This is a genomic window from Aquamicrobium lusatiense (assembly GCF_014201615.1).
In the GTDB taxonomy this organism is placed as follows: domain Bacteria; phylum Pseudomonadota; class Alphaproteobacteria; order Rhizobiales; family Rhizobiaceae; genus Mesorhizobium; species Mesorhizobium lusatiense.
The window spans coordinates 2,454,652-2,470,970 of sequence record NZ_JACHEU010000001.1 but is presented as its reverse complement, the minus strand read 5'-3'; the positions used below and the strand labels follow the sequence as shown (position 1 = coordinate 2,470,970).

The window sequence follows — 16,319 nt, the reverse complement described above, 5'->3', positions numbered from 1 at the left end:
GCGAGGTCGTTGATAAGGCGTTTACCATGGCCCGGAATATGCGTGACGCGAAAGCAACGCTGGCCGGCCAAGTAAACACTAATTAACCAGAAGCCTTGCGTGTAGGGAAAATCCGGTTAATACGGTATGGGAATTTTGGCCGAGTGTCCGGTTTCTCGCCGTGGAATACGAGAAGGTTATATAGCCCGATGAAGGCAGCATCCAAGTTTCTGAGCGCCGCTTCCGCGGCGGCATTGTCCGCCGCGCTGGTCGTTCCGGGCGCGTTCACAGTACAGTTGATGTCAGTGTCTGCCGCTGAGGCTGCTGTGGTCAGCCGCATCGAGGTTCGCGGAAATTCGCGCATCGATGCCGATACGGTTCGCAACCAGATCGCGATCAAGCCGGGTCGCGCGTTCTCCAGCGCCGATGTGGACAATGCGGTGAAGACCCTGTTCGCCACGGGCATGTTCTCGGACGTGCGCATCAATCAGGTTGGTTCGTCTCTGGTCGTGACGGTGTCTGAGTATCAGATCGTCAATCAGGTCATGTTCCAGGGCAACAAGAAGGTTAAGGACGCACAGCTTTCGGGCGCCGTGCAGCTGAAGCCGCGCAGCCCCTATTCGCAGGCGGCTGTCGATGCGGATATCGAAGCCATCAAGGATGCCTATCGTCGCGTCGGCCGTGAGGATGCAGCTGTCACCTCACAGGTGGTCGATCTCGGCAACAATCGCGTCAATGTCATTTTCAATGTGGTTGAGGGCGGGCGGACCAAGATTGCTGCGGTGAATTTTGTCGGCAATCAGGCGTTCAGCAGCCGTAGGCTGTCCGATGTCGTCAACACCAAGCGCTCCAACTTCATGTCTTTCCTGCTGCGGGATGACGTCTACAGCGACGACAAGCTGCGCGCTGACGAAGAACTGCTGCGCCGCTTCTACTACAATCGCGGCTATGCCGATTTCCAGGTCGTGTCGTCCTTCGGCGAGCTGGATGAAGCCACCAATCAGTACACGGTCACCATCACCGTCGACGAAGGTCCTCGCTACACCTTTGGCGATGTGAGCGTCGATAGCTCGATCGGTGAGATCGATCCGAATTCACTCCAGTCGCTGGTTCAGACCCGCTCGGGCGCGGTTTACAGCGCCAAGGCGGTTGAGGACACGCTGATTGCACTGACCGAGCGTGTTGCCGAGCGCGGCTATGCCTTCGCGCAGGTGACGCCGCGTGGCGACCGCAATTTCGAGAACCGCACTATTTCGGTGGTCTATACTGTCGATCAGGGCGCCAAGGCCTATATCGAGCGGATCGAGATCCGTGGAAACAGCCGTACGCGTGACTATGTGATCCGTCGCGAGTTCGACCTGAGCGAGGGTGATGCCTTCAACCAGGTGCTCGTCCAGCGCGCGAAGAAGCGCATCGAAGCCCTTGATTACTTCGAGCGCGTCGAGATTTCGACGGCGCCGGGCTCCGAGCCGGATCAGGTTGTTCTGGTTCTCGATGTGGTTGAGAAGTCCACCGGTGAATTCTCCATCGGTGCCGGTTACTCGACCGGTGGCGACACGCCCGGTGCATCCGTGCAGGGTTCCGTCACCGAGCGCAACTTCCTCGGCCGCGGCCAGTATATCCGCCTGTCGGCGGGCGGCGGCAAGGATTCGCGCGACTTCATGGTCTCCTTCACCGAGCCGTACTTCCTCGGTCGTCGCATTGCCGCTGGTTTCGACATCTTCAAGTCAACCCGCGAGTACAAGCGCTATGACAGTGAAGTGACCGGCGCAACCGTCCGCTTCGGTCTGCCGATCACCGAAAACATCACGACGCAGCTTGCTTATAACTACTCACAGGAGAAGTATAAGTATCGTGATAGCTGTGTGGACAATACTACCGGGCTTTATGATCCTGTTGCTTGTGGAACGCTTCCGCAGGCTATCCATGATGCTATAGCGGATGGTACCTGGGATAAATCTTCGGTTAGTGCGAACTTGGTGTATAACACCATCGATGACATGAAGAATCCGCACTATGGCATTTTCGCTAATGTTGGCGCTGAAGTTGCCGGCCTTGGTGGCGATGCGAAGTTTATCAAGTTTACTGCGCGCGGATCCGTGTATCATACGCTCTCCGAGGAAATGGATATTGTCGGCTTGCTCACTGCCGGCGCTGGCCATGTGGAAAGCTATGGCAGCAAGGAATTGCGGGTGTTCGATCATTTCAAGAGTAATGATCGCATCATTCGCGGCTTCGATTACAATGGCATCGGCCCTTATGATAGCACCGACTATGACGGTCATCTTGGCGGCACCACCTACTTCCACGCCTCGGCAGAAGCACAATTCCCGCTGCCGGCTATTCCGGAAAGCTTTGGCCTGCGTGGCGCAGTGTTCGCTGATGCCGCTACCCTTTATGGCAACAAGACGGGTACAAATCTGGCCTCGACCGACTCCAAGTGGCGTGCCTCGGTCGGTGTGGGCCTGATGTGGGCTTCGCCTTTCGGTCCGCTGCGTATCGATTACGCGGTTCCTGTGGCCAAGGAATCGACCGACAAGGTGCAGGAGTTCAACTTCGGCATGTCGACACGCTTCTAAAACAGCGGATAACGGCGGCTCCGGGCGATCGCGCCCGGGCCGAACTGTCCGGGCAAACAGGATAATTGCTCTCGAATGACCGATCCGGTGTTTTTCGTGCCCTCACGCCATTATACGGCGGGTGAGGTGGCTACTCTTACTGGATCGACGCTGGCGAATCCGGCCTATTCCGACACGGTTATAAAAACCATCGCCTCAGCCCTCGAAGGCGGAGACCATGCGCTGGTGTTCGTCGACGGCAAGCGCAACGAAGCGCTGATGGCGAACCTGCACGCCGCTGCCGTTCTCTGCCCCGTCGAACTGGCCGACAAGGCGCCGACAGGCGTGGCCGTTCTCGTCAACCCGCGTGCGCAGCAGGCTTTTGCCCATATCGGGCGGCTGATGTTTCCCGCTGCCGCAACACCCGTTCCGTCTACGTCAGAGCGGAGTGTGTCGCCGCAGGCGCATGTGGACCCCACAGCTGCCATCGAGCCCGGTGCAATCGTTGAAGCGGGCGCAGTCGTCGGGCCCGGCGTTGCAATCGGGTCGGGTACTGTCATTGCCCCTAACGCGGTGATCGGCGCCTCCTGCCGGATCGGCCGCAACAGCTATATCGGCCCGAATGTGGCCGTTCAGTATGCCCTGATCGGTGACCGCGTCATTATCCATGGCGGTGCGCGCATCGGGCAGGACGGCTTTGGCTTCGTTCCCGGCGCGAAGGGCCCGGAACGGATGCCGCAGATCGGGCGGGTCGTTATTCAGGACGATGTCGAGGTCGGTTCCAACACGACGGTGGATCGTGGCGCGATGGCCGATACGATTATCGGTGAGGGCACGAAAATCGACAACCTCGTCCAGATCGCCCACAATGTGCGCATCGGGCGAGGCTGTGTGATTGCCGGCCAGTGCGGCATTTCGGGATCGGTCACATTGGGCGATTTCGTCATGCTGGGTGGCCGCGTTGGCATTGCGGACCACATCAGCGTGGGCGACCGGGTGCAGGTCGCCGCGTCCTCGGGTCTGATGTATGATATTCCCGCAGGAGAGCGCTGGGCAGGTATGCCGGCACAGCCGATGCGGGATTTCTTCCGTGAATTGTCGGCCATCCGTGCATTCACCAAGTCATCTAAAGGGGAAAAGAATGGCTGACGTTGCCGGCTCCGTGCTTGAGGCCGTTGATATTCAGGAACTGCTCAAGCTCCTGCCGCATCGCTATCCGTTCCTGATGATCGATCGGATCGTTGAGATCGATGGTGACGATTCTGCTGTTGGTATCAAGAACGTCACTGTCAACGAGCCGCATTTCCTGGGCCATTTTCCTGGCCAGCCGGTTATGCCGGGTGTGCTCATTATCGAGGCCATGGCGCAGACCGCCGGTGCGATCTGCATTCGCCTTGCCAATGCGGACCAGCCGTCGCTTGTCTACTTCATGACCATCGACAACGCCAAGTTCCGCAAGCCTGTGGTTCCGGGTGATCAGTTGCGCATTCATGTGCGCAAGATCAAGAAACGCGGCAACATCCTGAAATTCGCTTGCGAAGGTCTCGTGGACGGCGCAAAGGTCGCCGAAGCCGAAGTCTCGGCGATGATGGTCGAGAACAGCTGACGAGGCACAATGGAAAACCAGACGATCATACATCCGTCCGCCGTCATCGAGAGCGGTGCCCGGATTGGCAGCGGTGTGCGTATCGGCCCGTTCTGCCATGTCAGCGCGGATGCAACGATCGAAGACAATGTCGAACTTGTCGGACATGTCTCCGTGCTGGGTGCCACCACTCTGGGTTCCGGCACCAAAGTCTTTCCCATGGCAACTCTCGGAGCGCCGCCCCAGAATGCCAAGCATACGGGTGGTCGCACCACGCTGATCGTCGGTGCGAATTGCACGATCCGCGAAGGCGTGACGATGCACACCGGCACCGACACCAGCCGCGGCGAGACGATCGTTGGCGAGAACGGCAATTTCCTTGCCTACGCCCACATCGCCCATGATTGCGTGGTCGGCAAAAACGCAACCTTTGCCAATGGCGCCACGCTCGGCGGTCACTGCGAGATCGGCGACAATGTCAATATCGGTGGTCTGACCGCCGTTCACCAGTTTGTCCGCATCGGTAACAACGCCTTCATCGGCGGCTGCTCGGCCGTAGTGGGGGATGTCATCCCGTTCGCGATTGCTGTCGGCAACCGCGCCAAGCTGCGCGGGCTCAACATCATCGGGCTGAGGCGCTCAGGGTTGCCGCGCGCTGAAATCCATCTGCTTCGTCGCTGCTACCACACCCTGTTCGATCACAGCCGCCCGGTCGCGGAGAATATCGAGATTGCAAAGTCCGAGTTTTCCGGCTCGCCGACTGCCATGAAGATCATCGACTTCATAGGAAGTCGCGGAAAGCGGCAATATACGGTTCCGCCGCTGAAGGGTGGGGCCGCCGACGATGGCGATGACGAGGACTGAGAGCAATCCTCGTGGCCGTGCCGGCGATCCTCACAGCAGGGTCTGCATCATTGCCGGCGGCGGAAACCTTCCCGGTGCGATAGCTGAAGGTCTGGCAAACACAGGCCTGAAGCCGTTTGTCCTGATGGTTGAGGGCGAGCCGGATGCCGAAGCGGGGCTTGAGCGCTACGATCACGAGACAATCGCGCTGGAAGATGCGCCATCGCTTGTTGCGCGCCTTCGCCGGCGTGGCATCACCCATGTGGTGATGGCGGGAGAAATCAAGCGCCGCCCGCGTGTCGCCGCAATGCGTCCCGGAATAGGACTTCTGCGCTTTGTTCCGTCACTCATACGGGCTCTGGCCAAAGGGGACGATGGCCTTCTGCGCTTCGTGGTCGAATGGCTTGAGAAAAGCGGCTTCAAGGTCGTCGGGGCGCATGAAATCGTTCCGGATCTGGTTGCCGTTGAAGGGACTTTCGGCAACCATTCTCCATCCGAGGCAGACTGGCGCGACATCAAGGCGGCGCGCATCGCTGCGGAAGCCATAGGCGCGCTCGACATAGGGCAGGGTGCAGTCGCCATAGGCGGCCGCGCGATCGCGCTGGAAGGCATTGAGGGAACCGACGCCATGCTGGAGCGCGTCCGCGACCTGCGGGATCATGGGCGCCTCGCGGGAAAGAAGCGCGGCGTGCTGGTCAAGTGCGCCAAACCGGGGCAGGAGGCTCGCACGGACCTGCCCTCCATCGGCCCCCGCACGGTGATCGGAGCGCATGCGGCAGGACTGGCGGGCATCGCTGTGGAGGCCGGTCATTCGCTCGTGCTGGACGGGCCGGATATGATCGCACAGGCTAATGCGCTTGGCCTGTTCGTCATCGGCCTGCCGCCTAAGGATACGCCATGAAGGAGCAGCGACCTCTGCGCATCGCCATCGTGGCAGGTGAAGAATCCGGGGATCTTCTGGGCGCGGACCTTATCCGTGAACTGGAAAAGCAGGCCGGCCGCAAGGTCGAGCTTGTTGGTGTCGGCGGACGTCATCTGGAGGGGCTTGGACTGAAGTCTCTGTTCAGTTCGGGCGAGATCGCCCTTATGGGCGTCAGCGCCATCCTGCGTGATCTGCCTCGTCTTATCCGTCGTATTGGTCAGACTGCAGCAGCGATTGTTGCCGCAAAGCCGGACTGCCTGATCACCATCGACAGCCCCGATTTCTCCCTGCGCGTCGCGAAGAAGGTGCGTTCGGGTGATGCCTCGATCCCGATCGTTCATTACGTGTGCCCAAGCGTGTGGGCCTGGCGGCAAGGCCGGGCGGCGGCGATGCGACCTTATGTGGACCGCATTCTGTGCATCCTGCCCTTCGAGGTTGGGGAACTGGAGCGCCTTGGTGGCCCCGCCGGCACCTATGTGGGGCATCGGCTGACTCAGGATGCGGGTGTCAGGCTTGCCGCAGCGGGGCAAGACCAGCCGCGGGATATGTCGGCCGGGAACACCAGAACGCTGCTTCTGTTGCCCGGCTCACGACGCGGAGAAGTGAACCGTTTGCTTGAGCCATTCGGTGAAACGGTGAATGAGTTGCGCGCACGCGGCCACAAGCTGCGGCTGGTTTTGCCAACTGTTCCGCATGTTGCTCCGACGATCGGGAAGTCGACACAGAACTGGGACCAGAAACCGGAAATCGTGACCGAGCCGGATGCAAAGTGGCAGGCCTTTGCAGAGGCTGATGCGGCGCTGATTGCATCGGGAACGGTTTCTCTGGAGCTGGCTTTGTCGGGGGTGCCGATGATCTCCTGTTACAAGCTCGATCCCGTCATCAGGCCTGTTGCGCCGCTCCTGCTGAAAATCTGGTCCGCATCACTGCCCAATCTGATCGCCGACCGGGCCATCGTGCCTGAATTCTACGACCGCTTTGTGCGGCCCGGAATATTGGCCCGACAGGTCGAGGCGCTTCTTATCGATGGCGGGATGCGCGATTGGCAGAAAGCCGGCTTTGCGGAAGTGCGCCGCCGCATGGCAACCGATCGCCCGGCCGGAGCGATTGGAGCCGAGGCGGTGCTGAACATGATCCAGTAAGAGAAATCAGGAAGACAAGCTCTTATTTCAAGAGAAAAAGGCCGCGAACTTCGCGGCCTTTTTCGTATCCGGTCAGCGCTTGGCGATCGGAATGTAATCGCGCTCGGGCGAGCCGGTGTAGAGCTGGCGCGGACGCCCGATCTTCTGGCGCGGATCCTCGATCATTTCCTTCCACTGGGCAATCCAGCCCACGGTGCGGGCGACGGCAAACAGAACGGTAAACATGGTGGTGGGGAAGCCCAGCGCCTTCAGGGTGATGCCGGAGTAGAAGTCGACGTTCGGGTAGAGCTTCTTCTCGATGAAGTACTCGTCAGTAAGAGCGATCTTTTCCAGCTCCATGGCGATGTCGAGCAGCGGATCGTCCTTGATGCCGAGCTCACCCAGAACCTCATGCGCGGTCTGCTGCATGATCTTGGCACGCGGATCGTAGTTCTTGTAGACGCGGTGACCGAAGCCCATGAGGCGGAACGGATCGTTCTTGTCCTTGGCGCGGTTGACGAATTCGGGAATGTTGTCGACGTGGCCGATCTCGGCCAGCATGTTGAGGGCAGCTTCGTTGGCGCCGCCATGAGCCGGTCCCCACAGGCAGGCAATGCCGGCGGCGATGCAGGCGAACGGGTTGGCGCCCGACGAGCCGGCCAGCCGAACGGTCGAGGTCGAAGCGTTCTGCTCATGGTCGGCATGAAGGATGAAGATGCGCTCCATGGCGCGCGCCAGAACCGGATTGACCTTGTATTCCTCGCAAGGCACCGCAAAGCACATGTGCAGGAAGTTGGCGGCAAAGTTCAGGTCGTTCTTGGGATAAATGAACGGCTGGCCGATGTGATACTTGTAGGCCATGGCCGCAATGGTCGGCATCTTGGCGATCAGGCGCATCGAGGCGACCATGCGCTGATGCGGATCGGAGATGTCGGTGGAGTCGTGATAGAAGGCCGAAAGCGCACCGACGACACCGCACATGACCGCCATCGGGTGCGCATCGCGGCGGAAGCCTGAGAAGAATTTCGACATCTGCTCATGCACCATGGTGTGGCGCGTGATGCGGTGATCGAAATCCTCTTTCTGGCTCTTGGTCGGCAGTTCACCGTAGAGCAGGAGGTAGCAGACTTCGAGGAAATCGCCGTGCTCGGCGAGCTGGTCGATGGGATATCCGCGGTGCAGCAGAACGCCTGCGTCACCATCGATGTAAGTGATCTGCGATTCGCAGCTTGCCGTCGAAGTGAAGCCGGGATCGTAAGTGAAGGCGCCGGTGGTAGAGTAGAGCGAGGCGATGTCGACGACGTCCGGTCCGATCGTTCCACTTCGGACCTGGAGTTCGTGAGTTTTGCCGCCAAGCTCCAGTTTCGCAGTTGATCCGGTCATCGCAAACTCCTTGTCAAGTCTCATGCCCAAGCGGCAAAAATCGTTGGTCGATGTTAAATCCGAAATACGGGAAAGTTCAAAAGTGCAGCCTGTATAAGGTGCCGAACCGTTTCGGTTCGCGCGCTAATGTTGCACCGCAACACAGGCCTTTCAACGTCAATTTTCGTAGCCGTGTCCCTTAATCGATTTGATCCCCAATGCGTGCGAGGCTTTCTTCACGCCCAAGCACATCCAGCACATCGAACACGCCCGGGGACGTCGCCCGACCGGTCAGCGCCGCGCGCAGCGGCTGGGCGATCTTGCCCAGTTTCAGCCCGGAACTCTCAGCGTATTCCCGGATCGCCGCTTCGGTCGTCTGAGCATTCCACTCGCTGATATCCTGAAAACGGGTCAGCACATCCTTCAGCACGGCCCTTGCGGCGTCATCGAGTATGGTCGTCGCTTTTTCATCCAACTGGAGAGGCCGCCGGGCGGTCAGATAATAGGTGTTGTCCGCAAGCTCGATCAGTGTCTTGGCGCGATCCTTGAGCCCGGGCATGGCGCGCAGCAGCCGTTCTCTGGCCGCGTCGTCAAAGCCTGTGGCAAGGGCTTCGCCATCCGGCAGATATGGGAGGGCGGACAGGAGAGCTTCGGTGAGTGCCGCGTCATCCATCGAACGCATGTGAATGCCGTTCAGCGCTTCCAGCTTGGCGAAGTCGAAACGCGCTGCCCCCTTGTTCACATCGGTGATGTCGAACCATTCTGTCATCTGGGCAATCGACATCACCTCGTCGTCGCCATGGCTCCAGCCGAGGCGTGCAAGGTAGTTGAGCAGGGCCTCGGGCAGGTATCCCATTGCCCTGTAGGCTTCCACGCCGAGCGCACCGTGGCGCTTGGAAAGCTTTGCGCCATCGGCACCGTGAATGAGCGGGATATGCGCCATCTCCGGCACCTGCCAGCCCATGGCATCATAGATGATGGTCTGCCGCGCCGCGTTGGTGAGATGGTCATCGCCGCGGATGATGTGGGTGACGCCCATGTCGTGGTCGTCCACCACCACTGCATGCATGTAGGTTGGATTTCCATCCGAGCGCAGGATGATGAAGTCATCAAGATCCTTGTTCGGAAAGCGCACATCGCCCTGAACGAGATCACGCACCAGGGTTTCTCCCTCGGTGGGTGCCTTGATGCGGATTGCGCCGGGAACGCCTTCGGGCGCTTCGGAAGGGTCACGATCGCGCCAGCGGCCATCATAGCGTGGCGGGCGCCCTTCGGCGCGTGCCTTTTCGCGCATTTCTTCCAGTTCCGCCGGTGTGGCGTAGCAGTAATAGGCCTTGCCCAGACCAACCAGTTCTTCCGCCACCTCGCGGTGCCGGCCGGCGCGCTCATACTGCGATACGGGATCGCCTTCCCATTTCAATCCAAGCCAGCTCAGGCCTTCGAGAATCGCAGCGGTAGCTGCATCTGTGGAGCGTTCCCGATCCGTATCCTCGATGCGCAGCAACATGGTGCCGCCGGTGTGGCGGGCATAAAGCCAGTTGAACAGCGCAGTGCGCGCACCGCCTATATGCAGGAAGCCCGTGGGCGAGGGGGCGAAGCGGGTGACGACCTTGTCAGACATTCAGTTCTCGCGAGGTGACGAAAGCCAGCTGCCGGACTTTCGCTGTTTGCGCGTTCATGTAGCATAGGAGGTGAGGGGTGCAAGGGGGAGGCTTGGTGACTTTGTCGTCGGCCGGCAGTCACGGCGCAAAGAATGCGCCTTTTGACGTCAGTGAGCGAAATCTTTTTGCTCTGCCGGAGGCAACGGCATTGCCGGCACCGCAGGCGCCCACCCTTCCGGAGGGCACTTCTCCCGCACTTTCTTCAGAGCGTGCTCCACTGCCTCCACGGCGATCGCGATTCCTGCAGGCAGCACATGTCACGCTGCCACTACGCAGATTCGGACGATCTGCTTCACTGGCGTTTGTGCTGGAAATGGAGCGTGGAGCCGGCTTTCTTCTCGTACCGGTGTTCCTGTCCATTGGCGTCGTATTCTACTTTTCGATGTCTCATGAACCTCGATGGACTGTGCTGCTTGGTCTGACCGGGGCTTCTGCGGTTTTGACATGGGCCGTACGCAGACATCACAAAATTCATCTGTGTTGCCTGGCTCTCCTATTTTGCATTTCCGGCGTCGCCCTCTCCAAGTTTCAGACATGGCGTCTGGATACCCGGGTGATCGGCTCCAACATCACCGTACGACTTACCGGCAGGGTCGTTGAAATTGAGGACATGGCGAGCGGGCGCAAGCGTCTGACAATCGATGTCGTGTCCACCGAGCGGCCGAAACTTCGCTACCAGCCGGAACGGGTACGAATTTCCGCTCGCAACCTGCCGCCGGAAATAGGCGCGGGCTCTGACGTGACCGGCCTCGTCCGCCTGCTACCGCCAAGCGGACCGATTCGACCGGACAGCTACGACACATCCTTTTCCAATTATTTTGGAGGCATTGGCGCGAGCGGCTTCTTTCTCTCCGGACCAAAGCTGTCCGAGCAGACTGACGCGCCATTGGCCACCCGCATCAGTGCTGCGATCGAGCGGGGGCGGCAGGCGGTTGCCGAGCGCATCAGACACAGAATCGGCGGGCCGGAAGGCGAAATCGCGGCAGCGCTGATCGTCGGGGTGCGGGCAGGCATTCCCGAAGAAATAAACGAGGCAATGCGCAAGACAGGCATCTATCACATTATCTCCATATCCGGCCTGCATATGGCGCTGGTGGCGGGTACGGTGATGGGATTGATGCGCGGATTGTTCGCCGCATTCCCGGATTTTTCCTCCCGTCATCCGGTCAGGAAATATGCAGCACTTACCGCACTTTTTGCGATTTTCGCCTACCTGCTGATCTCCGGCATGGTGGTTGCTGCCGTGCGCTCGTTCATCATGCTGGCCGTCATGCTGGTGGCCGTCCTGTTCGACCGAAGCGCGCTCACAATGCGCAATCTCGCCATTTCGGCGATCATCGTCATCCTGGTCACGCCCCATGAGGTGGTGGGGCCCAGCTTCCAGATGTCGTTCGCGGCAACGGCGGCGCTCGTCGGCGCCTATGCGGCATGGTCGGACTACAAGGCGCGCCGCCCTGTCGCGCGGGTTTACAAAAAGTCAGGCCTCGTTCGGTCGCTGATCCGCGCTCTGGTCACCATGATGATTGGCCTTGCCGCGACGTCCGTGGTTGCCGGTGTTGCCACGACCCTCTACGCGGCATGGCACTTTCAGCGCGTTGCACCGCTCAGCCTGCTGGCCAATCTGGCGGTGATGCCGGTCGTCTCGATCATTGTCATGCCTTTTGCTGTCTTTGCATCGCTCGCCATGCCTTTCGGGCTTGATGGCCCTCTCTTGCAGATCATGGGCAAGGGGCTGACGGCAGTGATTTTCCTTTCCGAAAAGATCGCGGACATGTCGCCAGTCGACGCGATCGGGCTGATTCCACCCGAGGCAGTGCTTCTGGCGACGATTGCGCTGGTGATTGCAACGATGACGACAACATGGCTGCGCCTTGTTGCACTGCCATTCGCCATAGGCAGCCTGCTCACGCTGGGTTCCGCCCGAACGCCTGACATTCTCATTTCAGAAGATGCCCGGCTGATTGCCGTCGCCATGGAAGGCGGGCAGGTTGCGGTCAACCGACCCCGCCCGAATGCCTTCACCATGGATAACTGGAGCCGGGCGATGGACTCTGAGATGGTATTGCCGCCAACCCGCGTAAAGCAGCCGGACGAAGGTATTTTTCTGCAGGATTTTATCGCCTCTGCGAAGCAGGAAAGTACAGCAGCAGGGTTTGTATGCTCCGGGAAAACATGTGCGTTGCGCAGTCCCTCTGGCCTGCTTGTCGTGCAGGCTCCGGATGCAGCTACGGCCGCCAAAGCATGTGCCCATGCAACAGTCATCGTGATCGAGGACGCGGTTACGCGTAGCCCATGCCGAAAATCTCAGGCAATTGTGGTGACCCGTCGGGAGCTGGCGCAAAAGGGAAGTGCCGAAGTCTATCTGGAAAAGATCGACACTGCTTCTGCTGTTGTTTCAGCCGGAAATTCATTGCCAATCATCGGAGAGCCAAAGGTGCGCTTCGCAATTGAAGGGAATTATCGGCCATGGCACACCCAGCGCCGATACTCGCGGGAAGCCCGTGGCTTGCCGCCCTATGAGAGAAAAGTTGCCTCAGCACCTGCGGAAACGCCTGTTCTCTCGGCCTCGGACAAGATCGAATAAGCGATAAAGACAGGGCGCATCCTGAACAGTGTGCACCTCCCTAGGCACGTCTGCTTGCGCGGGTGGGTAAAATGCAGACCCAGTTACGCGGGAAATCGAACATCGTGGCAGATCGCTCGACTGGCGGCTCACCTATGAAGATAAAATCTGCTCGCCGTTCGTACAGGCCGTAAAGTGCTCTTCAACTATCTGCGATCAACAGATTGATTCCAGCGTTTTAAGAGCGCTCAAATGGCGACATAAATATTTCGATCATTTCCCCAAGATGTTGTTTTAATATCCTGATAGATAATGTTTTTTCAGAACAGAGCGAAAACAAAAATCCGGTTCGCTCCGTTTCATTTCCGGATCAATAACGGCGGATCAATCCGACCAGCCTGCCTTGCACCTTGACGCGGTCGGGTCCGAAAATCCGGGTTTCGTAAGCCGGATTGGCGGCTTCAAGCGCGATGGAGGCGCCTTTGCGACGGAACCGCTTCAGGGTTGCTTCTTCCTCGTCAACGAGTGCCACGACTATATCGCCCGGGGTGGCTGTATCGCCGTTGCGGATGATGACGGTATCGCCATCAAAAATGCCTGCCTCGATCATGGAATCGCCCCGAACTTCGAGGGCATAATGCTCGCCGCCCGACAGCATCTCCGGCGGCACCGAAATGGAATGTGTCTTGTGCTGGATCGCATCGATCGGAACACCCGCAGCGATCCGCCCCATCACGGGGATGGAAACCGCCGAAGCGCTGTCATCGTCATTGCTGGCGACCTGCGGCTTGCGAACATCCTTTGCCGGCTGCCCAAGGCTTCCCTGAATGACGCTGGGTGAAAATTTTCGTGCGCTGTTTAGGCCGGGGGCAATGGAATCGGGCAGGCGCAGCACTTCCAGCGCACGCGCACGATTGGGCAGGCGACGGATGAACCCACGTTCTTCCAGTGCGGTGATCAGGCGATGGATGCCCGACTTCGAGGCAAGGTCCAGCGCTTCCTTCATTTCGTCGAAAGAGGGCGGAATGCCACTCTCCTTCAAACGCTCATGGATAAACAGAAGCAGTTCATGTTGCTTGCGCGTCAGCATAGGTTCCCCCGGCAGCGGCGAATCCAGAATCGGAAAACAAACCCGGAACAAACACTATATGTTCCAGTTGTGTTCCGCAACCGCTTAAAATCAGAACGATCCGGGACGGCTTCAACCGATCATCATCAACTGGCAGGGATCGCCGATTTCCGATGCTGGCTGGAAGGGGGCGCGTATGACGAGACCCCCGGATGCGGCCATGGTGCGCAGCATGGAGGAATCCTGTACACCGAAGGGCGTGGCAATCAGCTGGCCGTCGCGTTCCTCGATGGCGGCACGAACATAGTCCTGCCGATGGTCGTTGGCTGAAACCGGTGCCCCGAGCGTCGCTGTCCTGATGTCCTGATGGAAAGTCCGGCCGCCAAGGCGGGCGAGCAGAGGTTTCAGGAAAAGCTGCGAGCAGACGAGGCTTGCCACGGGATTTCCGGGCAGGCCCAGACATCTGATGTTGTCCATTCTGCCGAACATCAGCGGCTTTCCTGGCCGCATGGCGATCCGCCAGAAGTCGAGCGTCATGCCTTCGCGCGTCAGAACCTTGTGAACGAGATCGTGATCGCCGACGGAGGCTCCGCCAGATGTGACGATGACGTCCGCGCCGGCAGCAACAGCCTGCTTCACCAGCGCCGAGATTGCATCCTCGCGATCTGGTGCGATGCCAAGATCGAGAACATCGGCGCCCACGGCGCGGGCCGCGGCTGCGATGCCATAGCTGTTGGATGAAATGATCTGCCCCGGCCCCAGTTCGCTTCCCGGCAGGCACAATTCGTCGCCGGTGGCGATGATGGCGACCAGAGGCCGTTTGACGACCTTGAGGCGCGCGTGATTGGCCGAAGCGGCAAGCGAAAGCGCGCTGGCACGCATCAGATGGCCTTTTTCGACGAGAAGGTCGCCAGTCGTGAAATCCAGTCCGGCGCGCCGCACATTGCGACCGGCAGCGGTCGGCTCGCGCAGGCGAATGACGCCATCTGCCGGCCTGTCGACATTTTCCTGAATAACGACCGTATCGGTTCCAGCGGGCAGGGGTGCGCCGGTGAAGATGCGCACGCACTGGCCGGCCTCGACAGAGCCTGAAAATGTGCTGCCGGCGGCCACTTCGCCGATGACGGCCAATTCACCGTCCGTGGTCTGCGCGTCGGCGCCCTGCATGGCATAGCCATCCATCGCCGAGGCGTCGAACGGAGGCTGCGTACGCAGCGCCACGATTGACTCGGCAAGCACGCGATCATACGCATCCTTGAGGGGTACGCTTTCGCCATCGAGGGGTCCGACATCCTCCAGAAGGCGTTGCAGCGCCGTTTCCATCGGGACCAGCGCCATGTCAGGGTTCTGCCTTGTAGTCGCCTGATTTTCCTCCGGTCTTGGAGGTAAGCCTGATGTCGGAAATAATCATCGCGCGGTCCACGGCCTTGGCCATGTCGTAGATGGTGAGGCAGGCGACGGACGCAGCCGTCAGCGCCTCCATTTCAACGCCGGTCTTGCCGGTGACGCGCGCCAGCGCCTGAACCCTGAGGCCCGGCAGATCGTGATCCGGCTCGATATCGACGCTGACCTTGGTGAGCAGCAGGGGGTGGCAGAGCGGGATGAGCTCGTGCGCCTTCTTGGCGGCCATGATGCCGGCTATGCGGGCTGTCGAAAGGACGTCGCCTTTCTTAGCGTTGCCTGCGAGGATCATGGCAAGCGTTTCGGCCTGCATGCGAACGCTGCCCCCGGCGATAGCCTCCCGTACGGTCTCGGCCTTGCCGCCGACATCGACCATATGCGCTTCGCCGGAAGCGCCGATATGCGTAAGGCCGGTTCCGGCCGGGGAGGGGCGTTCGCTCACGGCAGCTATGCCTCGCCTGATTCGAGCCCAAGGAGGATGCGCGTGGCACTGGTAACGTCATCCTGACGCATCAGGCTTTCGCCAACGAGGAAGGTGCCGATGCCGCTCCGGGCCAGCCGCTTGCAGTCCTCATTGGTGAAGATACCGCTCTCGCCGACGAGCAGCCTGTCGGCCGGAATCATCGGGGCAAGACGTTCGCTGGTTTCCAGCGAGGTTTCGAAGGTGCGCAGATTGCGGTTGTTGATCCCGATAAGGCGCGAGGAAAGGCGAAGCGCACGAACCGTTTCTTCCTCGTCATGCACCTCGATCAGTGCGTCCATGCCGAGCGAGAAGGCGGTGTCTTCGAGCGCCTGCGCGGTGGCATCATCGACGCTTGCCATGATGATGAGGATCGCATCCGCCCCCCATGCGCGCGCCTCATGCACCTGATAGGTGTCGAACAGAAAATCCTTGCGCAGCGCGGGAAGGCTGACAGCCTCACGCGCCCGGGTCAGATATTCCGGGGCGCCCTGAAAAGACGGTCCGTCCGTCAGCACCGAAAGGCAGGCAGCGCCGCCGGCCTCATAGGCACGGGCAAGAGCGGGCGGATCGAAATCGGCCCGGATAAGGCCTTTTGACGGGCTGGCTTTCTTGATCTCGGCAATGAGCGCGAAGCGGCCTTCGTGATTGCATGTTTCAAGTGCGGACAGGAAGCCGCGCGGCTTTTCCTGATCTGCTGCCCGGGCTTTCAGCTCGGAAAGGGGCCTGCGCGCCTTTGCTGCGGCGATCTCGTCACGCTTGTAGGCTTCAATCTTACGCAGAATGTCTGACATG

At 59.9% G+C, this 16,319-nt stretch carries 13 protein-coding genes; 7 read left to right on the top strand and 6 right to left on the bottom strand.

The window, feature by feature from the left end; translation table 11 throughout:
• Window positions 1–188 precede the first annotated feature (188 nt).
• The 6 genes from bamA to lpxB all read left to right on the top strand — a co-directional run bounded on the left by bamA (window position 189) and on the right by lpxB (window position 7,029).
• A complete protein-coding gene (gene bamA, locus HNR59_RS11835; protein ID WP_183830266.1) occupies window positions 189–2,558 on the top strand; it encodes an outer membrane protein assembly factor BamA in 2,370 nt (789 codons plus the stop codon).
• A 75-nt stretch (window positions 2,559–2,633) separates the two neighbouring features.
• Window positions 2,634–3,686: a UDP-3-O-(3-hydroxymyristoyl)glucosamine N-acyltransferase gene (gene lpxD / locus HNR59_RS11830; protein WP_183830263.1), complete on the top strand. Its 1,053-nt coding sequence runs from the start codon at window positions 2,634–2,636 to the stop codon at window positions 3,684–3,686.
• Window positions 3,679–4,143: a 3-hydroxyacyl-ACP dehydratase FabZ gene (gene fabZ / locus HNR59_RS11825; RefSeq protein WP_183830260.1), complete on the top strand. Its 465-nt coding sequence runs from the start codon at window positions 3,679–3,681 to the stop codon at window positions 4,141–4,143. The genes lpxD and fabZ overlap by 8 nt, the downstream gene beginning before the upstream one ends.
• 9 nt (window positions 4,144–4,152) lie before the next feature.
• Window positions 4,153–4,986, top strand: coding sequence for an acyl-ACP--UDP-N-acetylglucosamine O-acyltransferase (lpxA, locus tag HNR59_RS11820; RefSeq protein ID WP_183830257.1), 834 nt, complete (start codon window positions 4,153–4,155; stop codon window positions 4,984–4,986).
• Entirely contained in the window at window positions 4,973–5,866 is an 894-nt protein-coding gene (locus HNR59_RS11815) for an LpxI family protein (RefSeq protein ID WP_183830254.1), read from the top strand. The genes lpxA and HNR59_RS11815 overlap by 14 nt, the downstream gene beginning before the upstream one ends.
• Entirely contained in the window at window positions 5,863–7,029 is a 1,167-nt protein-coding gene (lpxB, locus tag HNR59_RS11810; protein ID WP_183830252.1) for a lipid-A-disaccharide synthase, read from the top strand. Before HNR59_RS11815 ends, lpxB begins: the two co-directional genes overlap by 4 nt.
• A 72-nt stretch (window positions 7,030–7,101) precedes the next feature.
• Here lpxB and gltA read toward each other — a convergent pair whose 3' ends face one another.
• Together gltA and gltX are read right to left on the bottom strand one after the other, a co-directional pair.
• Window positions 7,102–8,391, bottom strand: a complete 1,290-nt coding sequence (gltA, locus tag HNR59_RS11805; RefSeq protein ID WP_183830250.1) for a citrate synthase — start codon at window positions 8,389–8,391, stop codon at window positions 7,102–7,104.
• A gap of 178 nt (window positions 8,392–8,569) precedes the next feature.
• On the bottom strand, window positions 8,570–9,991 hold the full coding sequence (gltX, locus tag HNR59_RS11800) for a glutamate--tRNA ligase (protein ID WP_183830248.1): 1,422 nt from the start codon (window positions 9,989–9,991) through the stop codon (window positions 8,570–8,572).
• Window positions 9,992–10,086: 95 nt separating this feature from the next.
• Between gltX and HNR59_RS11795 the strand changes: the two genes are divergently transcribed.
• Window positions 10,087–12,615 carry a ComEC/Rec2 family competence protein gene (locus HNR59_RS11795; RefSeq protein WP_183830246.1) on the top strand — a complete coding sequence of 843 codons (2,529 nt, stop codon included), beginning with the start codon at window positions 10,087–10,089 and terminating at the stop codon, window positions 12,613–12,615.
• Between the two features lie 349 nt (window positions 12,616–12,964).
• Here HNR59_RS11795 and lexA read toward each other — a convergent pair whose 3' ends face one another.
• The 4 genes from lexA to trpC all read right to left on the bottom strand — a co-directional run bounded on the left by lexA (window position 12,965) and on the right by trpC (window position 16,318).
• Window positions 12,965–13,684: a transcriptional repressor LexA gene (gene lexA / locus HNR59_RS11790; protein WP_183830245.1), complete on the bottom strand. Its 720-nt coding sequence runs from the start codon at window positions 13,682–13,684 to the stop codon at window positions 12,965–12,967.
• A gap of 111 nt (window positions 13,685–13,795) precedes the next feature.
• Window positions 13,796–15,001 (bottom strand): molybdopterin molybdotransferase MoeA, encoded by a 1,206-nt coding sequence (locus HNR59_RS11785; RefSeq protein ID WP_183830242.1) that lies wholly within the window; start codon window positions 14,999–15,001, stop codon window positions 13,796–13,798.
• Window position 15,002: 1 nt separating this feature from the next.
• Window positions 15,003–15,506, bottom strand: a complete 504-nt coding sequence (gene moaC / locus HNR59_RS11780; RefSeq protein ID WP_343060800.1) for a cyclic pyranopterin monophosphate synthase MoaC — start codon at window positions 15,504–15,506, stop codon at window positions 15,003–15,005.
• A gap of 5 nt (window positions 15,507–15,511) precedes the next feature.
• Complete coding sequence (gene trpC, locus HNR59_RS11775) at window positions 15,512–16,318, bottom strand: indole-3-glycerol phosphate synthase TrpC (RefSeq protein WP_183830239.1); 807 nt, start codon at window positions 16,316–16,318, stop codon at window positions 15,512–15,514.
• Window position 16,319: the final 1 nt, after the last annotated feature.